Annotated in this window: 28 protein-coding genes; 17 read left to right on the top strand and 11 right to left on the bottom strand. The window is 63.8% G+C overall.

The genetic code is table 11. The features are described 5' to 3' along the window. Nucleotides 1-19: 19 nt before the first annotated feature. Both KF730_RS06260 and KF730_RS06255 read right to left on the bottom strand, forming a co-directional pair. Nucleotides 20-937: an amidohydrolase family protein gene (locus tag KF730_RS06260; protein ID WP_294095779.1), complete on the bottom strand. Its 918-nt coding sequence runs from the start codon at nt 935-937 to the stop codon at nt 20-22. Between the two features lie 5 nt (nt 938-942). Then, nucleotides 943-2,616, bottom strand: coding sequence for an NAD(P)/FAD-dependent oxidoreductase (locus tag KF730_RS06255; protein ID WP_294093029.1), 1,674 nt, complete (start codon nt 2,614-2,616; stop codon nt 943-945). Between the two features lie 693 nt (nt 2,617-3,309). Here KF730_RS06255 and KF730_RS06250 point away from each other — a divergent pair. Beyond that, nucleotides 3,310-4,077 (top strand): SDR family oxidoreductase, encoded by a 768-nt coding sequence (locus KF730_RS06250; RefSeq protein ID WP_294093027.1) that lies wholly within the window; start codon nt 3,310-3,312, stop codon nt 4,075-4,077. Nucleotides 4,078-4,126: 49 nt separating this feature from the next. Beyond that, nucleotides 4,127-4,603, top strand: coding sequence for a nuclear transport factor 2 family protein (locus tag KF730_RS06245; protein ID WP_294093025.1), 477 nt, complete (start codon nt 4,127-4,129; stop codon nt 4,601-4,603). 27 nt (nt 4,604-4,630) lie between these two features. Here the strand turns inward: KF730_RS06245 and KF730_RS06240 are convergent, their stop codons facing one another. From KF730_RS06240 to KF730_RS06210, 7 genes are all read right to left on the bottom strand, one after another. Then, nucleotides 4,631-4,969: a carboxymuconolactone decarboxylase family protein gene (locus tag KF730_RS06240; RefSeq protein WP_294093023.1), complete on the bottom strand. Its 339-nt coding sequence runs from the start codon at nt 4,967-4,969 to the stop codon at nt 4,631-4,633. Continuing rightward, nucleotides 4,966-5,316 carry a carboxymuconolactone decarboxylase family protein gene (locus tag KF730_RS06235; protein WP_294093021.1) on the bottom strand — a complete coding sequence of 117 codons (351 nt, stop codon included), beginning with the start codon at nt 5,314-5,316 and terminating at the stop codon, nt 4,966-4,968. Before KF730_RS06235 ends, KF730_RS06240 begins: the two co-directional genes overlap by 4 nt. Nucleotides 5,317-5,373: 57 nt before the next feature. Continuing rightward, entirely contained in the window at nt 5,374-6,297 is a 924-nt protein-coding gene (locus KF730_RS06230) for a LysR family transcriptional regulator (RefSeq protein ID WP_294093020.1), read from the bottom strand. A gap of 126 nt (nt 6,298-6,423) precedes the next feature. Then, nucleotides 6,424-6,810, bottom strand: a complete 387-nt coding sequence (locus KF730_RS06225; protein WP_365973522.1) for a carboxymuconolactone decarboxylase family protein — start codon at nt 6,808-6,810, stop codon at nt 6,424-6,426. A 26-nt stretch (nt 6,811-6,836) separates the two neighbouring features. Continuing rightward, nucleotides 6,837-7,262, bottom strand: a complete 426-nt coding sequence (locus KF730_RS06220) for a lipocalin-like domain-containing protein (RefSeq protein ID WP_294093016.1) — start codon at nt 7,260-7,262, stop codon at nt 6,837-6,839. Between the two features lie 60 nt (nt 7,263-7,322). Beyond that, complete coding sequence (locus KF730_RS06215; RefSeq protein WP_294093015.1) at nt 7,323-9,203, bottom strand: NAD(P)/FAD-dependent oxidoreductase; 1,881 nt, start codon at nt 9,201-9,203, stop codon at nt 7,323-7,325. Between the two features lie 35 nt (nt 9,204-9,238). Continuing rightward, nucleotides 9,239-9,721 carry a nuclear transport factor 2 family protein gene (locus tag KF730_RS06210; protein WP_294093013.1) on the bottom strand — a complete coding sequence of 161 codons (483 nt, stop codon included), beginning with the start codon at nt 9,719-9,721 and terminating at the stop codon, nt 9,239-9,241. Between the two features lie 341 nt (nt 9,722-10,062). On the opposite strand from KF730_RS06210, the gene KF730_RS06205 reads away from it, so the two are divergent. The 5 genes from KF730_RS06205 to nusG all read left to right on the top strand — a co-directional run bounded on the left by KF730_RS06205 (nt 10,063) and on the right by nusG (nt 13,210). Further along, on the top strand, nt 10,063-11,091 hold the full coding sequence (locus tag KF730_RS06205; RefSeq protein WP_294093010.1) for an alpha/beta fold hydrolase: 1,029 nt from the start codon (nt 10,063-10,065) through the stop codon (nt 11,089-11,091). Nucleotides 11,092-11,313: 222 nt separating this feature from the next. Continuing rightward, nucleotides 11,314-11,886, top strand: a complete 573-nt coding sequence (locus KF730_RS06200; RefSeq protein ID WP_294093009.1) for a YqaA family protein — start codon at nt 11,314-11,316, stop codon at nt 11,884-11,886. Nucleotides 11,887-11,988: 102 nt separating this feature from the next. Continuing rightward, nucleotides 11,989-12,231: a hypothetical protein gene (locus KF730_RS06195; protein ID WP_294093006.1), complete on the top strand. Its 243-nt coding sequence runs from the start codon at nt 11,989-11,991 to the stop codon at nt 12,229-12,231. A gap of 227 nt (nt 12,232-12,458) precedes the next feature. After that, nucleotides 12,459-12,656 (top strand): preprotein translocase subunit SecE, encoded by a 198-nt coding sequence (gene secE / locus KF730_RS06190; RefSeq protein ID WP_294093005.1) that lies wholly within the window; start codon nt 12,459-12,461, stop codon nt 12,654-12,656. 17 nt (nt 12,657-12,673) lie between these two features. Continuing rightward, nucleotides 12,674-13,210 carry a transcription termination/antitermination protein NusG gene (gene nusG / locus KF730_RS06185; protein ID WP_294093004.1) on the top strand — a complete coding sequence of 179 codons (537 nt, stop codon included), beginning with the start codon at nt 12,674-12,676 and terminating at the stop codon, nt 13,208-13,210. 70 nt (nt 13,211-13,280) lie between these two features. On the opposite strand, the gene KF730_RS06180 is transcribed toward nusG, so the two are convergent. Together KF730_RS06180 and KF730_RS06175 are read right to left on the bottom strand one after the other, a co-directional pair. Continuing rightward, nucleotides 13,281-14,276: an OmpA family protein gene (locus tag KF730_RS06180; RefSeq protein ID WP_294093002.1), complete on the bottom strand. Its 996-nt coding sequence runs from the start codon at nt 14,274-14,276 to the stop codon at nt 13,281-13,283. Between the two features lie 73 nt (nt 14,277-14,349). Next, nucleotides 14,350-15,573, bottom strand: coding sequence for a S8 family serine peptidase (locus KF730_RS06175; protein ID WP_294093001.1), 1,224 nt, complete (start codon nt 15,571-15,573; stop codon nt 14,350-14,352). 74 nt (nt 15,574-15,647) lie between these two features. On the opposite strand from KF730_RS06175, the gene KF730_RS06170 reads away from it, so the two are divergent. From KF730_RS06170 to KF730_RS06125, 10 genes are all read left to right on the top strand, one after another. Beyond that, entirely contained in the window at nt 15,648-16,139 is a 492-nt protein-coding gene (locus tag KF730_RS06170; protein WP_294092999.1) for an RNA polymerase sigma factor, read from the top strand. Then, a complete protein-coding gene (locus tag KF730_RS06165) occupies nt 16,136-16,804 on the top strand; it encodes an anti-sigma factor (RefSeq protein ID WP_294092998.1) in 669 nt (222 codons plus the stop codon). The genes KF730_RS06170 and KF730_RS06165 overlap by 4 nt, the downstream gene beginning before the upstream one ends. A 171-nt stretch (nt 16,805-16,975) precedes the next feature. Next, on the top strand, nt 16,976-17,407 hold the full coding sequence (gene rplK, locus KF730_RS06160; protein ID WP_294092996.1) for a 50S ribosomal protein L11: 432 nt from the start codon (nt 16,976-16,978) through the stop codon (nt 17,405-17,407). A 4-nt stretch (nt 17,408-17,411) separates the two neighbouring features. Next, nucleotides 17,412-18,104, top strand: coding sequence for a 50S ribosomal protein L1 (gene rplA / locus KF730_RS06155; protein WP_294092994.1), 693 nt, complete (start codon nt 17,412-17,414; stop codon nt 18,102-18,104). A 101-nt stretch (nt 18,105-18,205) separates the two neighbouring features. Then, a complete protein-coding gene (locus KF730_RS06150; protein WP_294092992.1) occupies nt 18,206-18,526 on the top strand; it encodes a metalloregulator ArsR/SmtB family transcription factor in 321 nt (106 codons plus the stop codon). Next, a complete protein-coding gene (locus KF730_RS06145) occupies nt 18,523-18,948 on the top strand; it encodes an SRPBCC domain-containing protein (RefSeq protein ID WP_294092990.1) in 426 nt (141 codons plus the stop codon). The genes KF730_RS06150 and KF730_RS06145 overlap by 4 nt, the downstream gene beginning before the upstream one ends. After that, the gene (locus KF730_RS06140; RefSeq protein WP_294092987.1) at nt 18,945-19,148 is read left to right on the top strand and encodes a hypothetical protein; all 204 of its coding nucleotides are present in this window, start codon (nt 18,945-18,947) and stop codon (nt 19,146-19,148) included. Before KF730_RS06145 ends, KF730_RS06140 begins: the two co-directional genes overlap by 4 nt. Beyond that, the gene (locus KF730_RS06135; protein WP_294092985.1) at nt 19,145-19,522 is read left to right on the top strand and encodes a DUF1801 domain-containing protein; all 378 of its coding nucleotides are present in this window, start codon (nt 19,145-19,147) and stop codon (nt 19,520-19,522) included. The genes KF730_RS06140 and KF730_RS06135 overlap by 4 nt, the downstream gene beginning before the upstream one ends. 98 nt (nt 19,523-19,620) lie before the next feature. Then, entirely contained in the window at nt 19,621-21,402 is a 1,782-nt protein-coding gene (locus tag KF730_RS06130) for a hypothetical protein (RefSeq protein ID WP_294092983.1), read from the top strand. Between the two features lie 153 nt (nt 21,403-21,555). Beyond that, complete coding sequence (locus KF730_RS06125) at nt 21,556-23,628, top strand: TonB-dependent receptor plug domain-containing protein (protein WP_294092981.1); 2,073 nt, start codon at nt 21,556-21,558, stop codon at nt 23,626-23,628. Nucleotides 23,629-23,860: the final 232 nt, after the last annotated feature.

Below are 23,860 nucleotides of genomic sequence, written 5' to 3'. Positions count from 1 at the left end.
GTTTCGTGCCGGCCTTCGCCTAGCGACCGGTGCGCGCGTAGAGACGAGATGCGGTGTCGTGTAGAAACTGCCGCCGCTCGGAAGGAGACAGCAACGCGGCAGATGCTCGCGCCGCTTGCGTCATCTCGGAATAGGGCTGCAATGTATTGCCGAAATCCGAGCCCCACATCATCCGATCCGCGCCCACCAGATCGACGAACCGCCGGATGAACCGCGCCGAATCCACCCCTTGCGCTTCAAAGAGGCGGTAGTTGATCGACGTTGCCTTGAAGAAGATATTGGGTGCGCCGAAAACGGGGAGCAACGCCTCCGATGGCCCTTCGCCCCGCTGATCGCGGCCAGGCCAGCCCAAATGGTCGAGCGCGAGGATCACATCCGGAAAACGCCGGGCGAGCGCGGCGATGCGCTCGATCGCCGCAGGTGCCGGACCCTGCGGCGTGTACATCAACGCGACGGGAAGCCGATGCTCCGCCGCCACCTGCCAGGTGTCGAGCGCGGCTTCGGAACAGAGCCAGGGATAATCGCCCCCCGGCCCTGCCCCGCCCGTCAGACGCAGCCCGACGATGTTGCGCTCCAGAATGCAGCGTTTGAGCGCTTCCGGGGTTGCCGGATCCGTCGCGTCGAGGATCACGACCGCCGACAACCTGTCCGGAAAGCGATCGGAGGAATCGAGCAGGAAGCTGTTATCGGTCTTGTAGATGCTGCTATACTGAACCCCCGCTCCGGCAGTGATACCTTGTTCGTCCCATGCCGCGAGCAGGCGCTCGGGTGTGATCGGGTTGCGGGACAGGCGCCGCTGCAGCTCTTCCTCCGAATGAAAGGAATTGCGCGTGTTGATCGGATATCGCGCCGTATCGTCCGTATAGACATGCGCATGTGCGTCGAAAAGCTGCTCGTCCGCGACCGACATGGCCTCCCCGGCGGCGTTGGCCTGCATCGGGATCACCGGGTCAGCGCCTGGGCCGGGACAACAGGCTCGGCACCACACACCACAAAGCCTCGATAACCATCGCGCGTGACATCGTCGCAGATCGCCTTGTACTGGCTGAAGCCGCCGACATAAGGCATGAAGACCCGCGCCTTCCCGGGCACGTTCGAGCCCGTGTACCAGGACTCCGCCAGCGGATAGAGCGTGGCGTCCGCGGTTTCGTTGACATGCTCCACCCAATCGTCCTCCGCGCCGAGCTCAGGTTCGATCAACCCAAGCCGCTCGCCGTCCAGCATCTCGATACAGTCTACGATCCAGTTCACATGCTGCTCGATCGCACAGACCATGTTCGCCTTGACCGAAGGGCTTCCGGGCCCGGTCACGATGAAGAAATTCGGAAAACCGGACGTCATGAGGCCTAGATAGGTACGAGGTCCGTTGGCCCATTTCTCCTTGAGGGGAAGCGCCTCGCGTCCCCGAATGTCGATGTCCATAAGCGCGCCGGTGATCGCGTCGAAGCCAGTGGCGAAGACGATCGCGTCGAGCGGGTATTCCGCGTCCCTGGTACGTAAACCATTCGGCGTCAGCGTCTCGATGGGGTCCGACTTCACGTCCACGAGCTTCACATTCGCCCGGTTATAGGTTTCGTAATACCCGGTATCGAGACACAGGCGGCGCGCGCCGATCGGATAATCACGTGGAGTCAGCAATTCGGCGGTCGCGGGATCCTGGACAGTCTCGCGAATCTTCCTGCGGACAAAATCGGCGGCCGTGTCGTTCGCGGCCTTGTCGGTCAGCAAATCCTTGTACGAGTAGAGGAAGCTGACGCTCCCGCCCCTGTTCCACTTCGCCTCATAGAGCGCGTTGCGCGCCTCCTCGGTATCGTCGAGCGCGTTCTTCGTCGGCGCCGCATGTCCCGCGATACCGAACGGCGTGTCCTGTGCCTGCGCACGCCAATAGCCATAGCGGCCCTTGTGCGTCTCGAGTTCCTCGGAAGCCAGCGGCCGGTTCCGCGCGGGGACGGAGAAGTTCGCCGTTCGCTGGAACACGAAAAGCTCGCGCGCCTGTCGCGCGATCAGCGGAATGATCTGGATACCCGAAGATCCCGTGCCGATCACGCCGACGCGCAAGCCCGTGAAGTCGACCGCTTCTTCCGGCCACAGCCCGGTATGGTACCATCGCCCTTCAAAGTCCTGCAGCCCCGCGAATTCCGGCAGGCGCGGCAGCGACAGATTGCCGGTCGCCATGATGCAGAAGCGGGCGGTGCACCAATTGCCGTCGCTCGTCCCGACTGCCCAGAGCCCCGCTTCCTCGTCGAGAATCGCCGACAGCACCCGCGTGTTCGTCTGGATGTCACGCCGCAGGTCGAAACGATCGGCGACGTGCTGAATGTAGCGCAGAATGTCGGCTTGCGCGGAGTAGCGCTCCGGCCAGTCCCATTCCTGCTGAAGCTCTTCCGAGAAGGAATAGGAGTATTCGACGCTGTCGACATCGCAGCGCGCCCCTGGATAGCGGTTCCAGAACCAGGTCCCGCCGACATCGCTTCCCGCCTCGAATACGCGCACCCGCAAGCCGAGCGCGCGCAGCCTGTACAGCGCGTAGACACCAGCAAAGCCGGCACCGACGATCACGACATCATAGTCGCCCGCCTCTTCCCCGCCCACGCTATCGACCTCGAAATCCGCCACTTTTTCTCTCCGTCATGATTGGCCCGGGGCCACCCGGTCGTTACGCCCCTTGTGCAATTCAATCTCCGCCCCCGGGGATATCCGCGCGGTTCATGAAACCCAGCCCGGCACCGCCGGGTGCGGCCCGCATCGACGCGTGGCAGCACGCAGCGCGCCCGAGCATCGCGCGAATCGTGGAAGCAGAGTGGCGGAAATGACCGAACCCGCCCGCCGCGCCGCTTCCTGTCCCAGACAGCGGCCGGGCGACACCGCGAGCCGGGGAACCAGCCGTCCCATCCATGCGCCGGGGACCACGGGCAGATGAAAAATGATCATGAACGCATCATCCAACTCAAAATACAAAACCCGGAATACAGAGCTCGGCGGTAATCTGGAATTCGCAGGTCGTAAATATAGTTGGGTCGATACAAGCAATATTCGGCGAACCGCAGCCAACGTCGCCAAACGTTATTCCAAAATAACGTCGAAAGTATAATTAACGGTCTTGCACTTATTTCTAAAATATCAGGATTGTATCGAAGATACCGCGTTTCAGTAAAGTACAGATGTGTAAATTGCTTCCTGCGCAAGCACCTGTTCGTGATTTAGCAACATCGCCCTGATCGCCTTGTGCTATCAAGCTGCCACGCGGCCCCTCATGGTCTGCGCCGGCCGGCTCCACCGGCTGTGTCCCGGCGGCCCCATGGAGTGCGCATGCGCGAAAACGATACTGTCCTGGTGATCGGCGGCGCCAATGGGATCGGTGCGGCCTGTTGCGAAGTGATGAAGGCGCACGGCTGGTCAATCCTCGTCGCTGACAAGGACGAGGCCGCCGCCAACGAAATCGCCGAACGGCTGGATGGACAGGCATTTGCTCTCGACGTGACGGATATTGCCGCGATCGATGCGCTGGCGGAAAGAATCGATCGCGACATCGGCGGGCCGGCGGCGCTGGTCGTATCGTCCGGCATCTTCCAGCCCAACGTGCCAGTCGAACTGACGCCGACGGAGCTGTTCGACACCATCCATGCGGTGAACCTGCGAGGCACCTATCACGCCAACCGAAGCTTCGGGATGCGCATGGCCGCGCGCGGCCGCGGAGCGATCGTCAACATGGCCTCGGCTACCGCCCATGCCTCGACCCCCAACAATATTTACGGACCCGGCAAGGCCGCGATCGTCAACATGACAAAGTGCTTTGCCGGTGAGTGGGGCGGCCGTGGCGTACGGGTCAACAGCGTCTCGCCGGGCATCGTGCTGGTCCCGCGGATACGGGGATTGAAGGCCAAAGGCGATCGCTATCCCGCGAACCTCGACGAACAGATGGCGCTACGCCGTTGCGTCGAGCCGCGCGAGGTCGCCGAGACAACCGAGTTTCTGGCCTCGTCTCGCGCTTCCGGGATCACCGGGACTGACATCGTGGTCGATTGCGGCTGGGCCACGGGCGCATTGTGGAACGCATATCTCGGTGGGCTCCGCTGAGCGGACGGATCGTCTCAAATCCTAAACTTGAACCAGGGAATCCAGGACCATGGACCGTGTAGCGCAACTGCTTGCGATCGCCGAGCTTGAGCGGGGAATCGCCGATTTCTGGCACGACGTCGATACGGACTGGGGGCGGAAAGCGGCACAATTCTATGCCGAGGATGCCGTTTATGAGGCGGAGCCGCTGAAGCTGGTGGGGCGCGAGGCGATTCAGCGCTTCTACAGTTGGCGCGAGGACCGCGGGGATCGGACCGCCGTGCATGGCGTGCTAAACTTCCGCGCGGATTTCGAGGACGAACATCATGCCGTCGCGACCTGGTACATGTTGCTGTACGCGGCCGACGGCACGCCCCCCCACCCTTCCGAGCCTCCGACGCGCATCAGTCGGGTGACCGAGAATTACCGCTGGGACGCTGGCGAGGACCGCTGGCTGTGCGCGCGCCGCTACGTCGAGAACCTCTTCCGGGGAGGTTCGCAGCTCAATGCGCCGGCGGCGCTGAACGATGGACCCGCCTTGCCCTGACCGTCAGAACACCGGCGGCGGCATGCTTCAATCGCCGCCGCCGGCATCGAGTTGTTCCGTGAGGCGGAGCAGCTTGCGCGCCGCGACCCCGGCGTTGGGCCATGAGGTGTAAAAAGCGAGATGCGCGATCATCTCGCCCAGCTCCTCCCGCGTCACGCCGTTCTCCAGCCCGGTCTGCATGTGTCCGATCATCTGATCAGGCCGGTGCATGGCGATCAACGCCGCGATCGTGATCATCGAACGGTCGCGCCTGGAAAGCCCCCCACGCTCCCACAAATCTTCATAGAGTATCGATTGGGTATATGCGTTGAAGTCGGGCGCCACCCTGGCGAGCTCCGCGCCCTTTCCCCCATAGGGACGCTTCATGCCGGCCAGCCCTCTCTGCTCGCACGGTCACGCGCATCGAGCACCTCCATCAGCTTCGAGACAGCTGAATTGGCGGAGGGCCAGGCTGCATAGAAGGCGAGGTGCGTCATCGCCTCCGCGATTTCCTCACGGCGCAGACCATTATCCAGTCCCCGCTCAAGCTGTGCGCCCAGTTCGTCCGGCCGGTACATGGCGACGAGCGCGGCGATCGTGATCAGGCTGCGATCGCGCTTCGACAACCCCGGCCGTTCCCAAATCTCCTCGAACAGCAATTGCTGGGTATAGTCGCAAAAAGCGGGCGTTACCGCGCGCAACGCCTCGTCGTTCGGATCAACCGGTCTCTGCAAGTCCCGCTCCTTCGTTCACATTCGCGTTCCGGCGACCCGCTCGATCTCGACGGGGGTTTACTGCCCCTGATCGGCCACCGCCGGATCCTTGATAAGTTCCCGCAGCATCCGGTCGACCACGTCCGCGACCAGATCCACCGCGCGGCGGCGGTTGCTGCCGATGCTCACAACCAGCTTGATCGGGATAGCCGGTTCTACGATCCTCGAGGCCCGCAAGCGCTCTGCATGCACGTCGCCCGCGATCCAGCCGAGCCGGGCGGCGGCATTTCCGGCCAGCATCGGAAGGATCAGATAGCCGACACCGTCCTGCACCATCGCCGCCCTGCTGCCCGGCGTATTCGCCTCGGCCACGACAGTTAGATTGACGCGCTTGCGCGCCGCGGTCGCGTCGAGCGAGCGCCGCCATTCGGTATGTTGCGACGGCAGGAGCAGCGGCAGTCCGGCGAGGCTGGAAAAGGGTATCGTGTCGCGCGCCGTCGCCTCGCTGGTCGGCAAGCCTACCAGATAGGTGTCCCCCGAACCGATCTCGCGGTCGTCATGGCCCAGCGCCCGGCCGCTGCGCATGAAGATGGCGAGGTCCGTCCGCCCTTCCTTTAGGTCGGTGCGTATATTGTCGCTGACCGCATCCCCGATGGTCAGGCGGATATTCGGGTGGATCCGCTTCATCTCGCTCACGAGCGGACCCGACAGATAGCTCGCAATCTGCGGCCCAACCGCGATCTTGACCTCCTCGTCGGGCTCGATGACCTGCCGCTTTCCGCTGCCGATCATCTCCTGCGCAGCCTCGATAATGGTCTCGACATGCGGCATCAGTTGCTCGCCAAGCTCCGTAAGCCGAACCCCGCGCGCATTGCGATGGAACAGCCGTCCGCCGCATTCATATTCCAGCGAGGCGAGTTGCCGGCTGACGACCGACTGCGCACAATTCAGACGCAGTGCGGTCTGATAGAGGCTTCCGGTCTCCAGAATGAGCTTGACCATGCGGAGTTGAACGAGTTCCACGCTACGTACCCAAATCGTTATTATCGCTGCGCAGAAGCATCGCACATCAACGGCAGCGTTTGTACCCCGGCGGCCCCGCCGGGGTACAAACGCTGCGGCGGAACCTTACCCCTTGGCCGCATCCAGCTCGGCAAAGGCTTCCCGGGCGATGCGCGTGGAATCGATTCCAGCCGGCACGCCGCAATAGATCGCCACCTGCAGCAATGCCTCACGGATCTCGGCGCGCGTCAGCCCGTTGTTGAGCGCCGCCTTGACGTGAAGCTTCAGTTCGTGCGGGCGGTTCAGCGCGCTGATCATCCCGAGGTTCAGCAGGCTGCGTTGTTGAAGGGTGAGCCCCTCTCGCGTCCAGACATGTCCCCAGCAATATTCGGTCGACAACTCCTGCATCGGCATCGAGAAATCGTCGGCGCCCGCCATGGACCTTTCGACGAAATCCGCTCCAAGAACCTGCTTGCGCAAGGCCAAGCCGCGATCGAATTTTTCACCCTTCATGATGTTCATCCCATGTGATTGTTGGACTAAACGCGCTCCCAATCGAGCCAGCGCGCAATCGCGACACCGCCTTCATCGACGGGCGGCACCCTCAGCCTGAGCATTTCGCCCCGGCATTCTATGTTGCGCACCAGGTCGGTGCCGACGTGATTCTGATAGGTCGAAACCTCCACGTGATGGACGATGCGATCCGGGCCAGTAAGCGTGAACCGGCCGGCATAGGCATCGAAGGTGCGCGCTGATTCGGCGAGTTCGTGCAAAGTCGCGCTACGGCGATCTCCACTCGACATGAGGCGCCGCTCACCAAGCGGAATCGTTACCGCCACGCGGCCACCGGCCAGATAATGCAGAAAGCCGTTCGGATTCTCGCCGTAGAGCGGGTTGGGCCGTATCACCCCCGCACGATCCTCGAACGCACAGACCAGCCTCCAACAACCCAGGATGTCGGCCACGCACAGCGGGGCCCCCGAGCTGGCTGACCATCGTTGGGGAGGCGCGCATGCAGACATGCTTCAGCCGAAAATATAGTCGTTGGGAGCGAACGATCCGACATGGCGATAATATCGCTCCGCGCGCCATGGCATATTGACGCTCGTCCGACCGAACCGGTTCACATAATAGGAACTTTTGCCCGCGCTGGTCCAGATCAACGTCTTGGTCGCCGCGTCGATATCCCGATTATAGTCATCGAACGTCTCTCGCCGCACCTCGACGCTTCTGGCGTCCCGCTCCAGCATCGTTGCGATGCCATCCGCGGCGTATCTGCCCCAGATTTCAAGCCATTTGGGCATCGAACCCGAACGGGGCTGGCTGTTGGGCCCGTACAGCATGAACAGATTGGGGAAACCGGGCATGGTGAGACCCAGATAGGCCCGGGCGCCGTCTTTCTCCCACGCCGCGGAGATCGCGGTCCCGCCGCGACCGACATAGTCGACCGGCCAGAGATAGTCCTCGGTAACGAAGCCCGTCGACAGAACCAGAATATCGGCCGGATGTCGCGTGCCGTCGTCCGCGACGACCGCGTCTGGATCGACCCGCGCCACCCGAGACGCCACCAGCTCGACATTGGGTCGCAGCAACGCTTCGTACCAGCCGTTATCCTTGACCATACGGCGGGTCCAGGGTGCGTGATCCGGGATGCACTTGGCGAGCAACGCCTCGTCCCCGCCCAGCCGCTCCCGGATGGTGTCCACCAGATATTCCCGCAGCTTCGCGTTGCGTTCATTGATGCCGCCCCGCGCGACCCATTCCTGATCCAGTTCCTGCAAGCCGGGCAGATCCTGAGTCGAATGCCAATGGAAGCCGAAGCATACCCAGTTCGCGTAATATGGGACGGTCTCGAGCAGCCATTGCTCGCCTTGCGGAACCTGGTCGTGATATCCGACCGCCGGCTGGACCCAGTTCGGGGAGCGCTGGAATACCACCACCTTTCCGGCGGTCTCGGCGATCCTGGGTACAAGCTGGCATCCGGTAGAGCCCGTGCCGATCACGGCGACGCGCTTGCCGGCCACGTCCAGATCGGCGGGCCAGGCGGTCGTGTGGAATGCCGGGCCCCGGAAATCGTCCCGTCCCGGAATGTCGGGGATCAGCGGCTTGTTGAACAGGCCCGCCGCACTGATGATGGCATTCACCCGCATCGTGCGAGGCGTGCCGTTCTCGATGAATTCAACGTCCCAACGGTTGGCCATCTCATCCCACGCGGCACGACGGACCTCGACGCCGGTGCGCAGGCGATCGGCAACGCCGAACTTGCTCGCCACGTGCTCGATATAGTCGCGCACCTCCGCTCCCGGCGCGAAGCGGTGAGTCCAGGGATAGGTCTGCTCGAACGTGTATTGGTAGAAGCGGTTGGGGATATCCACGCGGACATCCGGATATTGATTGGCTTGCCAGGTTCCCCCAATCCGTTGCTGACGATCGACGATGGTGAACGGAATACCGAGCTGCTTCAGATAGATCGCGCTCGCTATGCCTCCGAAGCCCGCGCCGACGACCAGGACATGAAAGTCGTCGGGCATCGCCGCGCGGACGGCTGGGGCGCGGCGCGCGAAATCTTCGATGGCGCTGCCGAAGGCGAGCTGCTCCGAACTGAGCGCGAACTCGTCGTCGTTCACCGGTCTGCCGACAAACTGCTCGATGAGCGGCCTGACCGCTTCGGGCCGGGGCGCCGTCGGCGTCACGAGTGGCTGGCCGAGATACTCGACGGCAAGATCGATGAGCGTTTGGCGATCGCTCGCGCGAACGACTGTCGCTAAAGAGGCGCCACCGTTCATCGGCGCCTGATCGACTCCGAACGCCGCGAAGGTCGGATCATCCGTCACTTGAAACAGCGCGAGCCGCAGCGCATTCAGGTTGCAGTCCTCAACCGCGCGCCGGATGAAATCGGGGGACAATTTGCTAGCGACGGCCTTCGAAAGCTGAAGCGACATCAGGCAGTACCGAGCCGCTTGGCGATGTCCTCGGCGGACGCGTGCGTGCTTTTCACACCCCCGCGGAACAGCGGGTTCCACGTGCGGCGCTCTATCAGCCAATCGTCGTCCTGAAGAACCAGGATATCATCCACCCGCGATATCGCGATCGGTGGCGCGCTGACCTGGGGCGGTTCGCCGTCATGGGCGTAGATCATGCAGATCCACGACGATCGCACGCGCGCATCGTCTTCAAAGTCGCACAGGAAATTGCTGATCGCGTGGACCACGACACGCGGGCCACGGTCATGACGATACGTATAGAACGCCCTGATTTCAGCCCGGCCGTGGTAGGGATTGCTGCCGTTCCTGATCTCGAAGATCGCGTCCTCGGTGTAATATTCCGCGGCGTTGCGGCCCCAGTTGAAATCGACATCATGCCAATATGCCACGAGCTTGTGATGCAGGTCGGCGATCACGTCGCGCTTCTCGGCAGGGGACACACTGGCTCCTCTCGTCGTTCCGTTTCCACGGATCGAGAGCAATTAGGAATCCGGCAATAGAATTGTCAATTCGTGTATCAGCAATCTAAAATTCGCGCACCGTATACTACTAATTTTTGCCAGATTGCCGCAATATCTTATAATTAAATATGCGCATTATTTTCAATAAATATTTCCATATTTTATGGCAATTTTATTATCAATATTACAATATAATTATGGATACTTGATAAGTAAAACATCACGACTGCAGCCTCGATATAGAATGTAAACTCGATAAAGCTAGAGGGCATATGGGTAGCCTAAAACGCGTGTGGCCTGGATTGGGCAGCGTCTCGCTGATGGCGCTTCTGGCCCTGATTTCTTCGGTTTCGCTGCCCGGGAGCGCCCACGCGCAGGAGAGCCGGGCCGATCCTCCGCTGTCGATCATTCGGCAGGGTGCGTTCGAGGCCGGTGGCAACATGCTCGGAAAAGGCCCAGATTCCACCTCGTGCGATCACGGCCATGTGGAATATCAGATTCCGGCGGGCCCGCGCGCCACGGCGCTTTTCCTGTGGCACAGTTCCACGGCTGCGGTGTGGCAACGGCGATGGGATGGCGGCGAGGGCTTTCAGAGCATATTCCTGCGCCGCGGCTTTCCAATCTATATCTGGGATGGCCCGCGAGTCGGGCGCGCCAATTATGGCTGCGAAAGCTATACCTATACGCCGCTGCCCGGACGCGATGCGCAGAGCTTTGTCGGCTGGCGCCTGGGGCCAAGCTTCCAAACCTGGTTTCCAGGTGTGCAATTCCCCACGACGGACGCCGAGGCATGGAACCAGGCAGCCCGCGCCCGCTATGACGAGTTTGACACCGTCGCCAATGCTCAGCTCGAAGCCGAGGCTGCCGCGGCGGCGCTAAAGCGGGTCGGCAATGCGGTGCTCGTCACCAATTCAGCGGGCGGCCTGCGCGCGATGCTGACGGCGCTACGCAGTCCTAATGTCGCTGCGATCGTCGCGTATGAAACACCTGGCTTCGTCTTTCCCGAAGGCGAAGGGCCGCAGATCGCACCTGGAAGATTCGGGCCCGTCTATGTCTCCGCAGAGGAATTCCGCAAGTTGACCCGAATTCCGATCCAGCTCGTGTGGGGCGACAATATCGATCAATCGCCGTTCTGGAAAAGCGCTTATGCGCTAGCGCGGCAATGGGTGGACATTGTCAACGCACATGGCGGCAAGGCGGAGATCCTGCACCTGCCGGAGCGAGGACTCCGGGGAAACACGCACATTCCCTTTGCAGATATGAACAATGCGGCGGTCGCCGATCTGCTCAGCGAGTTCCTCCGCAGGAATCACCTCGACGGAAGGGCGCGCGCGAAGGGTTCGCGCTGACGGGGCAACCCGATTCCGTAGCACAGGCAGCGTGGCGCCGAACGTGACGAAATTTTGCCTGTTCAGCATTTCAGCGCTCGACATCCGCGCGGACAGAAGGCAGTGCCCCGACGAGCCTTGAGCTCAGCAACCGGCCCGCGATGTCTTCGCTTCTTCCCAGAAGGAGGTTCGAATGTCATACACGATGGCCTGTCATCTCCCGAGGATACGGACCCCCGCCATATGTTCCGCGCAATGTATGACTGGGTGTTGCGCATGGCGCACCATCGCCACGCCAATCGCGCGCTGGCGGCGGTGTCGTTCGCGGAGAGCAGCTTCTTTCCCGTCCCGCCCGACGTGATGATGGTGCCGATGATCCTCGCGCGCCGCGATCAGGCATATCGGATCGCGGCGATCTGCACCGCGGCGTCGGTGATCGGCGGCATGTTCGGCTATGCGATCGGCTATTTTCTCACCGAGGTGGCGCAACAGATCCTCGAATTCTTCCGCCATAACGCGTTCGCGGACTTCACCGCCGCCTATAATAAATATGGAACCGCGCTGATCCTCGTGAAGGGCCTCACCCCGATCCCGTTCAAGCTGGTGACCATCGCCAGCGGGCTGTCGCATTTTCCGTTCGCCTGGTTCGTGATTCTCGCGACGATCACGCGGGGCGCCCGCTTCTTCATCATTGCGGCGCTGCTGAAGCGTTTCGGCGCGCCCGTGCAGAAATTCATCGAGGAACGCCTCAACTTGTTCGCATGGGCGTTTCTTATTTTGCTTGTCGGAGGTTTTGCCGCCGTAGCTTTGATTTAACTTTATTTCCGTACCGGGTTGAGCCAACGGGCGAATCCTGTTAACACTCGCTGTGAGCAGCCGGTTTCGGTCGGTCGCCACTTATCGATAGGGAGGTTTATCGTGTTCAAGAAATTTGCAGCGGCTGCCGCTGCGACTGCGCTGGTCTTCTCGGCCACTGCGGCCCAGGCCGGTGCGGCTTCGTCGCTCAGCCTGAGCAAGGCTCGCGCCACCACGGCCGCGAAGAAGAGCAACGACATCGTTGCCTCGCCGCTGTTCATTGTCCTCGGTATCCTCGGCGTTGTCGCCGTGCTCGAAGTGACCGGCGCGATCAACATCTTCGACGACAAGCCCGACAGCCCGTAGTCGGCGTTCGGCAAGTTTAGCCAATGACTGGGCGTCCCTGCTTCGGCCGGGGCGCCTTTTTATTTGCCCGCTTCGCTTCCAGTCACGGGTTGCGCCGTCGACGAAGCATCGCTAGATATCCGCCCCAATCCGATAGCGTGATGGGTATGCGCCGGTTCCTCCAGAGAGGAAGCGGCGGCGGACCCATGCCTCGCGGCGGACCCGATTTTGTGAAGTGAGACCGAACAGTGGCGCGAACCAGTCCCATCGAATTCGTCAAGCAGGTCCAGACCGAGACCAAGAAGGTCGTGTGGCCCACCCGCCGCGAGACGATCATGACCGGCGTGATGGTGATCATCATGACCACCCTGCTCGGCCTATTCTTCATGGCGATCGATTCGATCTTCGACGTGATCGTCCGCTTCCTGCTCAGCCTCGCCCAGTAAGCCGCAAGGGAATTCACATGTCGCGCTGGTACATCATCCACGCTTATTCGGGCTTCGAGGGCAAGGTCCGCGACCAGATCATGGCCGACGCCACCCGCATGGGGCTCGACCGTTTCGTCGAATCGGTGGAAGTGCCGACCGAGACCGTCACCGAAGTGCGCCGCGGCAAGAAGATCCAGTCCGAGCGCAAATTCTTCCCCGGCTATGTGCTGGCCAAGCTCGACATGAACGACGACGTCTATCACTTGGTGAAGAACACGCCCAAGGTGACCGGCTTCCTCGGCAGCATGGGCAAGCCCCAGGCGATCAGCGAGGCCGAGGCCGCGCGCATCCTCAACACCAAGGAGGAGGCCGCTGCCGCCCCCAAGGCGCGCGTCAGCGTCGACTACGACATTGGCGACACCGTCAAGGTCACCAGCGGCAATTTCGCGACCTTCTCGGGCGTGGTCGAGGAGCTCGATTTCGACAAGAGCCGCGTCAAGGTCTCGATCTCGATCTTCGGCCGCGCGACGCCGCTGGAACTGGGCTTCGAGGATGTCGAGCGGGTGAAATAGGCGCGCTTGAGACTGCAAAACACGAGGGCCGGAGCGAAAGCTCCGGCCCTTTTGCCAGGATGATGGCGGATCATCCCGCGCGCGGATGGACGACCAGCTCGACTCTGCGGTTCGCAGCCCGTCCCTCGACGCTGGTGTTGGAGGCGATGGGATACGCCTCGCCCATCCCTTGCACGACGAGGCGCGCGGGCTCGGCCTGATGCGCGACGAGGAAATCGGCGACACTGCGCCCGCGGCGTTCGGAAAGCTTGAGATTATAGGCGTCGGAGCCGACCGAATCGGTATGCCCGATGACTTCCACATCGGTGCCCGGATAGTTGCGCATCGTCTGCGCGAATGCCGCGAGCACTCCATAGAAGCGCGATTGGATATCGGACTTGTCGAACGCGAAGGTCACATCGGCCGGCAACAGGACGACGAGATCGTCACCGCGCCGCGAAACCGTGGCTCCGGTGCCATGCAGGCTCGCTTCGAGATCCTGGTACTGACGGTCCATATAGGCGCCGACATAGCCGTAATCGACGAATACCGCGTTCGGTCCGTAATAATAACGGTCGCTGTAGACCGGATAGGCGTCGATCAGCGGGCGCGGCAGCGCCGGCCCGGCAACCGCGACCTGCGGCACGAACACCTCCACGCCCGATGCCGTCGGCGAGACGCGCTTCAATCCACGACGCGTTGCCGCGGCAACACCACGCGTGCGCAGCATGCGCTGCTCGAGCGAAAGACGATCGAAGGCCGATGCCGACTGATTGGTATAGATACGGCGCTCGCCGAGACGGGTGGTGTTCTCGATCGCAGCGTCGCCCGCGACGATGCCGGTGACGCCACGCGTCCTCCGCCGATCACGCAGCTCGCGATCGACCCGCGCCGATCCGCGAACGCGTGTCGTGCTATCGACCGTGGTGCGCCCGCGCTCGATCGTGGTGCCAAGCGTGCCGCTGACGGAACCGCCCAGCCCGCCGCCGCCGAGCCCACCGACTCCGCCACCGCCCAGGATCTGCGCGGATGCGGGCGCGGCAATCGTCAACGCGGCCGCGGCGGCACTGAATAGAAACCTGTTCATGATCATTCTCCCGTGAAGCTTGCATGGGGAGAACGGGTGCGGCGCGCGGTTTAATCCCGAACACCGGAAAAAATCAGCGCGGCGGGGTCCTGCACGTGCCGCAGACGACACCACGGCCATAGCGCTTGCCGAGCGGCTGTGCCTGCCCGTCCACCACTCGCAGCGCAGCGGGGCGGACGGCGGGGGCGAGGCGCGGATAAGCGAGCGCGATCCGCGCGGCAACCAGCGGCACGGCGAAAGACGTGCCCCGCACGCTCGCGGGTGCCCCAGCGGCGTTGATCGCGAGCATGTCCGCGCCGGGCGCCGCGTAATCGAGATGCGTGGAGCGCCCCGCTTCGATGAGCAGGCGGTTCCTCGCATCGACCCCGGTCACCGCGATCACGCCGGGATAGGAAGCGGGATAGGCATAGGGTGCTGCGGGCCCGTCATTGCCCACCGCCGCCACGACGATCATGCCCCGCGCCTGCGCGGCGGCGATCACGCGCGCAAGCAAGGCGTTTTGCGGCCCGACCAGACTGATCGCCGCCACCGGCGCGCCCTGCTCGACCAGCCAGCCCAGCGCCTTGGCGATCGCTGTCGCGCTGCCGCCTGCCGGGTCACTGCCATAGACATCCGCCACGATCAGCCTCGCGCCCGGCGCCGCTCCGCGCACCGGACCGCGCCCCAGGATCAGCGAGGCGATCGCCGTGCCATGGTCGCTGGCGCGCGCGCCGCCGCTGGCAAAGCCGCGCTGGATCATGCCCCCGCCGCCTACTCCGCCATCGATCATTCCGATGAAAGGCCCGCCGCCCTGCTGGAACGGCAGCGCATGAATCGTTCCGGTGCTTGCCGCCGCACCGCTCTGAAAATGCAACTGATCGGCATCCACCTCGCGCGCGCCCATCTCGCGCAGCGCCCGGATCGCACGCTTGAGCGGCATTCCCCGCGGCGTCTCGAAGCGCGCGAAGCCTACGTCCAGCGCCGTATCGCGCTCGATCAGCCGAAAGCCCCTGCCCGCCGCCGCCTTCACCATCGCATCGCTCGGATCGCTGACCACTACTTCGTGCGCGCGCGCCGGAAAGCCGTTGGGATCGAGTCCGATCGCTTGCGGGTGATCGCGCACAAGCTTCGCGATCCGGTCGAGACGCGCCGTTTCGAGCTGGCTGACCGCCTGCCGCGGAAGCTCGGCGACCCGATCGAGAACCGGCGCCACCGGCCGGAGCGCATCGCCCACCGGCACGCCGGGCACCAATTGCGCCTGGGCGGGCGCGGCAAGGCCGGCCAGCGCGAGCGCAAACAGTAGAGCCAGGGTTCGCATCGGAGAATAATATGGCAGCATAGGGATGAAACGGCCAACCACATCCGTTTCATCCGGCAAGAGGAAATTCTGGCTTGGGTGCTTTCGAAGACGAGTTGCTGGCCGTGTTGCCCCGCTTGCGCCGTTTCGCGCGGGCGCTGACGCATCACGCTGCCGATGCGGACGATCTCGCCCAGGTCACGGTCGAAAAGGCGCTGAAGGCGCGCCAGCAATGGCAGCCCGGAACAAGGATGGATAGCTGGATGTACCGCATCATGCGCAATGCCTGGATAGACACGGCGCGAGCCCGGACCCGGGCCGCGGAGACCTTCGCGCCTGAAGAGGCCGGTGCGCATGTCGCCAATGGCGGCGCGGACACGATCGAGGCGCATGTGGAATTCGGCGAAGTCGAGGCGGCGATGGCCGAGCTTCCCGGCGAGCAGCGCGAGGCGGTGGCCTTGGTCCTGATCGAGGGGCTCGCCTACAAGGAAGCCGCCGAGATCCTCGAGATACCGATGGGCACCCTCACCTCGCGGCTGGTACGCGGACGCCAGGCGCTGGCCGCCCGGCTGGGGGAAGCGGCATGACCGACGACGAACTCGCAATGGCCTATACCGATGGTGAGATGGACGCGATCTCAGCCCGGCGGTTCGAGAAGCGCATGGCCGAGGCGCCGGCGTTGGCGGCTGCGGTTGAGGCGCATCGCGCGCTCCGCGAGCGCCTACGGGACGGCTTCGCCCCGATCGCCGAGGCCCCACTTCCCGATCGCCTAACCGCGTTGCTCGGTTCGAACGTCGTGGAGATGCGCCCCAGGGCGCGGTCTGGCAGCTTCTGGCGCGCCGCGATAGCGCTTGCCGCGTGCTTGGTCGCGGTTGTGGCCATCGGCCTGTTCCGGCAATCCGCGCCGACCGGCGGAAGCCCGCAAATGGCGTCGGCCCCGCTCGCCCGCTCGCTCGACACGCAGCTCGCCGGCGGACAAGGCGCGACGCGGATGCTCGTCAGTTTCCGCGACCGCCAGGGCAGCTATTGCCGGTTCTTCCAGGCCCCCGAAATGAGCGGCATAGCCTGCCGCGAGAAGCAAGGCTGGGCGCTCCGGCAGACCAGCGCACACGCGCCCGGCGGAACCGGCGAATATCGCCAGGCCGGCTCGGCGGATGCGGACCTGTTCGCCGCCGCGCAGGGCATGATGGCGGGAGATCCGCTAGACCCCGCCGCCGAGCGCGCGGCGCAAGCGCGGGGATGGCGCGACTAGCGGCGCTCGCCATTTGCGTTTGGCCCTGCTTTGCGCTAGGGGCCGCCGCTTCCAAAGCATGGCGATGGAAACCCTGCGGGAGGGTGCCCCTAAAAAGGCATCCGTCTGGACCGCTAAACTTGATCCCGGCGCTTGGGGCGATGCTCCGCGCGCCGGCAGAAAGAGAGTGACATGGCAAAAAAGATTACCGGCTATATCAAGCTGCAGGTGCCGGCCGGCACCGCGAACCCGTCCCCCCCGATCGGCCCGGCACTGGGTCAGCGCGGCGTGAACATCATGGAGTTCTGCAAGGCGTTCAACGCCGCGACTGCGGATCTCGAAAAGACCGTTCCGATCCCGACCGTGATCACCGTCTATGCGGACAAGAGCTTCTCGTTCGAGACCAAGACGCCGCCAGCGTCGTTCCTCATCAAGAAGGCCGCGAACCTCAAGTCGGGCTCGAAGGAGCCGGGCAAGGTCTCGGCGGGCAAGATCACCCGTTCGAAGCTGGCCGAGATCGCGCAGGTCAAGATGAAGGACCTCAACGCTAACGACATCGAAGCCGCAACCAAGATTATCGAAGGCTCCGCCCGCGCGATGGGCCTCACCGTGGTGGAGGGTTAAGACCATGGCGAAGCTCACCAAGAAGCAGAAGACCTGGTCGGTCGATGCCAACAAGCTCCACGCCGTGGACGAAGCGATCGCGATCGTGAAGGCGAACGCCACTTCGAAGTTCGACGAAACCGTAGAAGTCGCGCTTAACCTGGGCGTCGATCCACGTCACGCTGACCAGATGGTCCGCGGTGTCGTCACGCTGCCCAAGGGCACCGGCAAGACCGTGCGCGTCGGCGTGTTCGCCAAGGGTGCCAAGGCTGACGAGGCGACCGCCGCTGGCGCCGATGTCGTCGGCGCCGAAGACCTGATGGAAGCCATCCAGGGCGGCAAGATCGATTTCGATCGCTGCATCGCCACCCCGGACATGATGGGCCTGGTCGGCCGTCTCGGCAAGATCCTGGGTCCGAAGGGCATGATGCCGAACCCCAAGCTCGGCACCGTCACCATGGACGTCGCCGGCGCGGTCAAGGCTGCCAAGGGCGGCCAGATCGAATACCGCGTCGAAAAGGCCGGCATCATCCACTCGGGCATCGGCAAGGCGTCGTTCTCGGCGGCCGACCTGCGCGAGAATTTCGATGCGCTGGTCGATGCTGTGGTCAAGGCGAAGCCCGCCGGCGCCAAGGGCAAATATGTCCGCAAGGTCGCGATGAGCTCGTCGATGGGCCCGGGCGTCAAGGTCGACACGGCCACGGTTGCCGGCGCCTGAGCGTCGCACCAATCGAACCGATGAAAGGGCCGGGGCGCAAGCTTCGGCCCTTTTGCTTTGGGCGCTTGATCAATTAATAACTCTATGGTTATGAATTGCGCATGACGTCGCCCGACCTCCTCTTTAAGGCTCTTGCCGACCCTACGCGCCGCGCGATCTTCGAGGGGCTGTGCATGCATGGTGAGCAGACCGTCGGCGCGCTGACCGCGCGGGCCGGAGTGTCGCAGCCAGCGGTTTCCAAGCATCTCGGCGCGCTCAAGCTGGCGGGGCTGGTTCAGGATCGTCACGCCGGGCGTCAGACGCACTACAGAGCCCTGCCAGGCGCGCTCGCCCCGCTCACCGATTGGGCGAGCCACATGAGCGAATTCTGGGATCGCAAGTTCGACGGTCTCGAGGATCTGCTGAACCGGATGGACCAATGACCGAAACGCTGACCGTGATCGTCGAGCGCGAGTTCGCGCATCCGCCCGCGAAACTGTGGCGCGCGCTGACCCAGCCGCATCTGATCGCCGAATGGCTGATGAAGAATGATTTCGCGGCGGTAGTCGGGCACAAGTTCAACCTGAGCGGCGAATGGGGCGGGATGCTCGATTGCGAGGTGCTGGAGGTCGAATCCGAACGCATACTCGCCTATCGCTGGGATTATCCCAATCCGGACCCGCAATTCGACCTGCGCAGCATCGTCACCTTCACGCTGACCCCGACGCCCCGCGGCACATTGTTGCGGATGGAACAGGCCGGCTTCCGCCCCGATCAGCCGCGCGCGTCGGGCGGCGCCAAATTCGGCTGGGCGCAGAATTTCGACAAGCTCGAAGCCGCGCTGGCGGATCGGGAGGGGATATGAGCAGAATCGTTCGACAGTGCCATCGCTGGCTCGGCATCATCTTCACCGCGACGGTGATCGCCAATTTCGTGGCGATGGCGATGGTCGGGCCCCCGCCCGCCTGGATCACCTATGCGCCGTTGCTGCCCTTGTTCCTGCTGCTGTTCAGCGGCCTCTATCTGTTCGTGCTGCCCTATGCGCGCAAAAAGGCCAGGGCATGAGCGATTCGACGCCGTCGCAGCTGATCGATCAGCGCATCGCCGATCTCGGCGACTGGCGCGGGGAGACGCTCGCCCGGCTGCGCGCGCTGATCCATGAAGCGATCCCCGACGTGACCGAGGAGTGGAAATGGCGCGGCGTGCCGACCTGGTATGCCGATGGCATGCTGTTCACCGGCGAAACCTATAAGGCGGTGGTCAAGATGACCTTCGCCAAGGGCGCGGCGCTGGCCGATCCCAACGGCCTGTTCAATGCGAGCCTCGGCGGCAATGTCCGCCGCGCGATCGATTTCCGTGAAGGTGAGGCGATCGACGAGGCCGCGCTGAAGGCGCTGTTTCAGGAGGCCGTAGCGGCAAACCGAAAGGGGAAGAAGTAGCCTGGACCGCCATTGAAAAGTGCCCGCTGCGCTCCCTCTTGCACTTCCCGCGAAGTGATGTTCTGATAGCGCTACCAAAAGAGAGGGAGGGGATAAATATGCGCACTCTGGCGACGATCGTGCCCGCGTGCCTTGCGCTCGCCCCCCTTCCCGCCCTCGCCCAGGCACCCGCGCGCGATGACAGCATCACTGTCACCGGCACCCGCGAGGCGCCGAGCAACTGGCGCGTGGCCGAGACCGATCATGTCGTCGTGCTGAGCGACGGCAAGGAAAGCGAGCTGGTACGGATCGCGGGCAATCTCGAACGGCTGCATTATCTGCTCTCGGCGTTGCTCAACCGCACCGAACAGGCCGACGCCACGATCAAGCTGCGTGTCACGCTGGTTGGCGACGATGTCGAGTTCGCGGCGATGCGCCTCAAAAATACCCGCTCGTCACCCGGGCCCTATGCGCAGGCATTCCGCAACGCCCGCTACTACGATCCGCGCGAGGACGGCGCGGTGCTGGCGAGCTCGCGCTACGACCAGAACATCGAACTGCAGCGCGGCAGCGATCTCAACGGCTTCCTGCGGTCGACGCAACTCGTGCCCGATCCGGTGATCCCGCCGGGAATGGCGCCGCAGGGCCAGGGCGTCGGCGCCTTCGATCCGATCCCCTATACCGGGCAGGCGGTCCAGTTCACCGGGCCCGGAGACATTTCGATCAAGATCAACGAGCTTTCGGTGACGATCCCCGCCGAGAACCGTATCTACGCCGCGTATGCCCAACATTATCTGCTGACCTATTTTCCCCACGCCTATCCGCGCTGGTATGTCGATGGCTTCGGTGAATTGTTCGGCACTGTCGCGATGAAGGATGATGGCGAGATCGAGTTCGGCCGCCCGCCGCGCGACTATATGCGGGTGCTCGACAATCACCTGAGCTACCCCGCGCCCAAGGTGCTGACCGGCGCCTATCTCGTCGACAAGAAGGCCGGCGAGCGCTGGACGCCCTATCATGCCTGGGTGCTGACCCACATGCTGTTCTTCAACGACACCCGGCGCCAGCAATTGCGCGCCTATCTCGCCAAGATCGCGTCGGGCTATCCGATGGCGGAAGCAGCGGAGGCGTTCGGCGATCTCGGCCAGCTTCAGAAAGAACTGGCGGCCTATGATAACAGGAAGGTGCCCTATGTGAGGGTCACCTTCCCGGCGGCGCTGGCCGAGACGCCGATCGTGCGGCGGCTGACCGAGGGCCAGGCGGCATTCGTCAAAGGACAACTGGAACTGGGCCCGCGGGTAACGGTGCCGCCCGCCGGCAAGGCAGACCTTGCGGCGCTGCGCATTGCCGCGTTGCGCGAACGCGATGACTGGCTGGAGCGGCTACGGGGCGATGCCCGGCGCTACAAGAACAATCGCGACGCGCAGATCCTCCTCGCCGAGGCCGAATGCCGCAGCGGCCATGCTCTGGAATGCGTGGCGGCGGCCGACCGCGCGCTGGCGATCGATCCGAAGAGCGGCGACGCGCTGGCGTGGAAGGGCGCCGGGCAAGTCGGGCTGGCGCTGGTCGCATCGAACCGCGCCGCGCGGCTCAAGAACGCCCGCGCGACGATCGCCCGCGCCAATCGCAACAATCCCGAAAGCCCGCTGCCGTTGATCCTCTATTATCGCAGCTTCGCCGATGCCGGCGAGACGCCGCCCGATGTCGCGATCGAGGGGCTGATGAAGGCAGCCGACGCGGTTCCGGCAGCACCGGGCCCGCGCCTGTTGCTGGGCGAAGCTTTGGCGAAGCGCGGCGCGACCGAGGCGGCGCGGCGGATGCTGATCCCCGTGGCCCATGGTGCCTATGAATCGCCCGAAGCCGCCGAGGCGCGGGCGCTGCTGGCGACCCTGTCCGGCTGAGGCGCCGCGCGCTCACGGGCCTGTATAGCGCATGTATATGCAATCTGCGGCCGGCGTATTTTCAGCGCCGCCGCTTAATCTGACGTTCATACCGCGCGCGTCACGAGTGCCTTGCCGATATAAAACCTTAACACAGTCGGCCAGGGAGGGATCATGCGGGTAGTGGTTGCGGGATGTGTGCTTGCTTGCGTTGCGGCGCCGCTGGCCGCGCAGGAGGCGCCGACAACTCCTCCTCCACCCGAAGCAACGCCCGATGCCACCCGGCGCGTGTTCGTCCCCGCCGACTTCGCCCGCTTCGCGCCCAAGACCGGCTATGACATGCTGACCCAGTTGCCCGGCTTCACGATCCGCACCGCCAGTGGCGATCGCGGACTGGGCCAGGCATCGGAGAACATCCTGATCGACGGCCAGCGCGTCGCCGACAAATCGGGCGGCGCCGCTGGACGGCTGCAGCGTACCCCTGCGGCGCAGGTCGAGCGGATCGAGCTGGTCGATGCGGCGCAAGTAGGGATTTCGGGGCTTTCGGGCCAAGTCGCCAACGTCGTGCTGCGGCAAGGCGGCGCGTCGAGCGGCCAGTTCGAATGGCGGCCCGAATTTCGCCCACTCTATGCGCACCCCAATCTCTTCCGCGGATCGATCAGCTACAACGGCAAGACCGGGCCGGTGGACTACACCCTCTCGATCGAGAACCAGGGCAATCGCGGCGCGCATGGCGGGCCCTATGTGACGATCACCGATGCCGCGGGCGCGCTGATCGAGCGTCGCGACTTCAACCTCTATTCGGATTTCGACCAGCCGTGGCTGACCGCGCGCTTCAAGATCGACGGGCCCGACGATTCGGTCGCCAACCTCTCGGTGCGCTATGGACCCTATTGGTATGCGTTCGGGAACAAGGAATACCGCACCCGCCCGAACGGCGACGACCGCATCCGCGGGACGACCCAGACGCAGCAAGGCTATATGTTCGACCTCAATGGCGACTATGAGTTCTCGCTGGGGCCAGGACGGCTCAAGCTGATCGGCGTCAGGCATTACGAACATGAGCCGACCTACAGCACCCAGCGCACCGCCTATGCCAGCGGCGCAGCCGATGACGGAACGCTGTTCTTCCGCGACGCGCGGATCGGCGAAACGGTGCTGCGCGGCGAATATGGCTGGAAGGGCGGATCGAACAATTGGCAGGTCTCGGTCGAGCAGGCGGTCAACCGGCTCTCGCAGATCGGGCGGCTCTATCTGCTGTCGCCCGCCGGCGCCTTTGCCGAAGTGCCCTATCCCGAAGGCAGCGGCGCGGTCGTCGAGCATCGCTACGAGGCGATCGCCAGCCTTAGCCGTCCCCTCTCCTCTTCGCTCGATCTGCAATTGGCGGGTGGCGCCGAGATCTCGAAGCTGGAGCGGATCGACGGCAATCTGCCGGCGCGCAATTTCTTCCGCCCCAAGGGCAGCGCCTCGCTCGCCTGGCGCCCCGCGGCGGGCTGGGACACCAGCCTCAAGATCAGCCGCAGCGTGGGGCAGATCAGCTTCTACGACTTCCTCGCCCAACCCAATCTGACGCAGGAGCGCACCAATTCCGGCAACCCCGATCTGGTGCCGCCGCAAAGCTGGCAGATCGAGGGCGAAATCGGCCGCGCGCTCGGTGCATGGGGCAAGACCCGGCTCAAGCTCTACGCCCATCGCATCGACGACATTGTCGACATCATCCCGGTCGGCACCAATGGCGAGGCGATCGGCAATCTGCCGCGCGCGACCCGCTTCGGGATTGAATCGACCAGCACCATCCAGTTCGACCCGATCGGCTGGAAAGGCGCCAAGCTCGATGCCCGTGTCGCCGTCATCAAGACCAGCGTCCGCGATCCGCTGACCGGCGTGAACCGCCCGATCAGCGGCGAGAACGACTATTTCGGCAGTGTCGCGCTTCGCCACGATATCCCGAACAGTCCGATCGCCTGGGGCGCCGCCGCCAGCCTCAACCATGTCAGCAAGACCTATTTCCTCACCGAGGTCGGGCGCGGTTGGGAAGGACCGGTGTTCGCCAGCGTCTATCTCGAGCACAAGAACCTGCTCGGGCTGACGGTCCGCGCGACCGCAGGCAATGTGCTCGGCGGGCGCCACAAATTCGACCGGACCGTCTATACCGGTTATCGCGACCGCAGCCCGGTGGCATTCAACGAGAGCCAGAACACCACGATCGGCCCGATCTTCACGCTGTCGGTGAAGGGCCGGCTCTGAGGCGGCGTTGACTTGGCTGCGAAATCGGCTATGTGCGCGCCTCCTCCTTCGGGAGGAAACCGTCCGAGACAGTTGGTGACCGGGATTTGCCGGTCTTAATTTCCAGCCAAGACGGGGACAGATTTTTCACCGATCCCGCTGCCGTGTCAGCGCGTTCGGGTCATGCCCGGGTCCATTCCCGGCCGCGACGATCATGCTCCCTCGGACAGATGTGAACCGGGTTTCCCGCAAG

The organism is Sphingomonas sp. (assembly GCF_019635515.1).
Lineage (GTDB): Bacteria > Pseudomonadota > Alphaproteobacteria > Sphingomonadales > Sphingomonadaceae > Sphingomonas.
The sequence above is the reverse complement of the archived record's forward strand: the minus strand, read 5'-3'. Positions and strand labels throughout refer to the sequence as shown.

What these genes read in the sequence shown, in the direction of transcription:
- KF730_RS06260 (WP_294095779.1), bottom strand. Translation starts at nt 937, where the DNA reads ATGCAGGCCAACGCCGCCGGGGAGGCCATGTCGGTCGCGGACGAGCAG.
- KF730_RS06250 (WP_294093027.1), top strand. Translation starts at nt 3,310, where the DNA reads ATGCGCGAAAACGATACTGTCCTGGTGATCGGCGGCGCCAATGGGATC.
- KF730_RS06245 (WP_294093025.1), top strand. Translation starts at nt 4,127, where the DNA reads ATGGACCGTGTAGCGCAACTGCTTGCGATCGCCGAGCTTGAGCGGGGA.
- KF730_RS06240 (WP_294093023.1), bottom strand. Translation starts at nt 4,969, where the DNA reads ATGAAGCGTCCCTATGGGGGAAAGGGCGCGGAGCTCGCCAGGGTGGCG.
- KF730_RS06230 (WP_294093020.1), bottom strand. Translation starts at nt 6,297, where the DNA reads ATGGTCAAGCTCATTCTGGAGACCGGAAGCCTCTATCAGACCGCACTG.
- KF730_RS06225 (WP_365973522.1), bottom strand. Translation starts at nt 6,810, where the DNA reads ATGAAGGGTGAAAAATTCGATCGCGGCTTGGCCTTGCGCAAGCAGGTT.
- KF730_RS06205 (WP_294093010.1), top strand. Translation starts at nt 10,063, where the DNA reads ATGGCGCTTCTGGCCCTGATTTCTTCGGTTTCGCTGCCCGGGAGCGCC.
- KF730_RS06200 (WP_294093009.1), top strand. Translation starts at nt 11,314, where the DNA reads ATGTTCCGCGCAATGTATGACTGGGTGTTGCGCATGGCGCACCATCGC.
- nusG (WP_294093004.1), top strand. Translation starts at nt 12,674, where the DNA reads ATGTCGCGCTGGTACATCATCCACGCTTATTCGGGCTTCGAGGGCAAG.
- KF730_RS06180 (WP_294093002.1), bottom strand. Translation starts at nt 14,276, where the DNA reads ATGAACAGGTTTCTATTCAGTGCCGCCGCGGCCGCGTTGACGATTGCC.
- KF730_RS06175 (WP_294093001.1), bottom strand. Translation starts at nt 15,573, where the DNA reads ATGCGAACCCTGGCTCTACTGTTTGCGCTCGCGCTGGCCGGCCTTGCC.
- KF730_RS06165 (WP_294092998.1), top strand. Translation starts at nt 16,136, where the DNA reads ATGACCGACGACGAACTCGCAATGGCCTATACCGATGGTGAGATGGAC.
- rplK (WP_294092996.1), top strand. Translation starts at nt 16,976, where the DNA reads ATGGCAAAAAAGATTACCGGCTATATCAAGCTGCAGGTGCCGGCCGGC.
- rplA (WP_294092994.1), top strand. Translation starts at nt 17,412, where the DNA reads ATGGCGAAGCTCACCAAGAAGCAGAAGACCTGGTCGGTCGATGCCAAC.
- KF730_RS06150 (WP_294092992.1), top strand. Translation starts at nt 18,206, where the DNA reads ATGACGTCGCCCGACCTCCTCTTTAAGGCTCTTGCCGACCCTACGCGC.
- KF730_RS06145 (WP_294092990.1), top strand. Translation starts at nt 18,523, where the DNA reads ATGACCGAAACGCTGACCGTGATCGTCGAGCGCGAGTTCGCGCATCCG.
- KF730_RS06140 (WP_294092987.1), top strand. Translation starts at nt 18,945, where the DNA reads ATGAGCAGAATCGTTCGACAGTGCCATCGCTGGCTCGGCATCATCTTC.
- KF730_RS06135 (WP_294092985.1), top strand. Translation starts at nt 19,145, where the DNA reads ATGAGCGATTCGACGCCGTCGCAGCTGATCGATCAGCGCATCGCCGAT.
- KF730_RS06130 (WP_294092983.1), top strand. Translation starts at nt 19,621, where the DNA reads ATGCGCACTCTGGCGACGATCGTGCCCGCGTGCCTTGCGCTCGCCCCC.
- KF730_RS06125 (WP_294092981.1), top strand. Translation starts at nt 21,556, where the DNA reads ATGCGGGTAGTGGTTGCGGGATGTGTGCTTGCTTGCGTTGCGGCGCCG.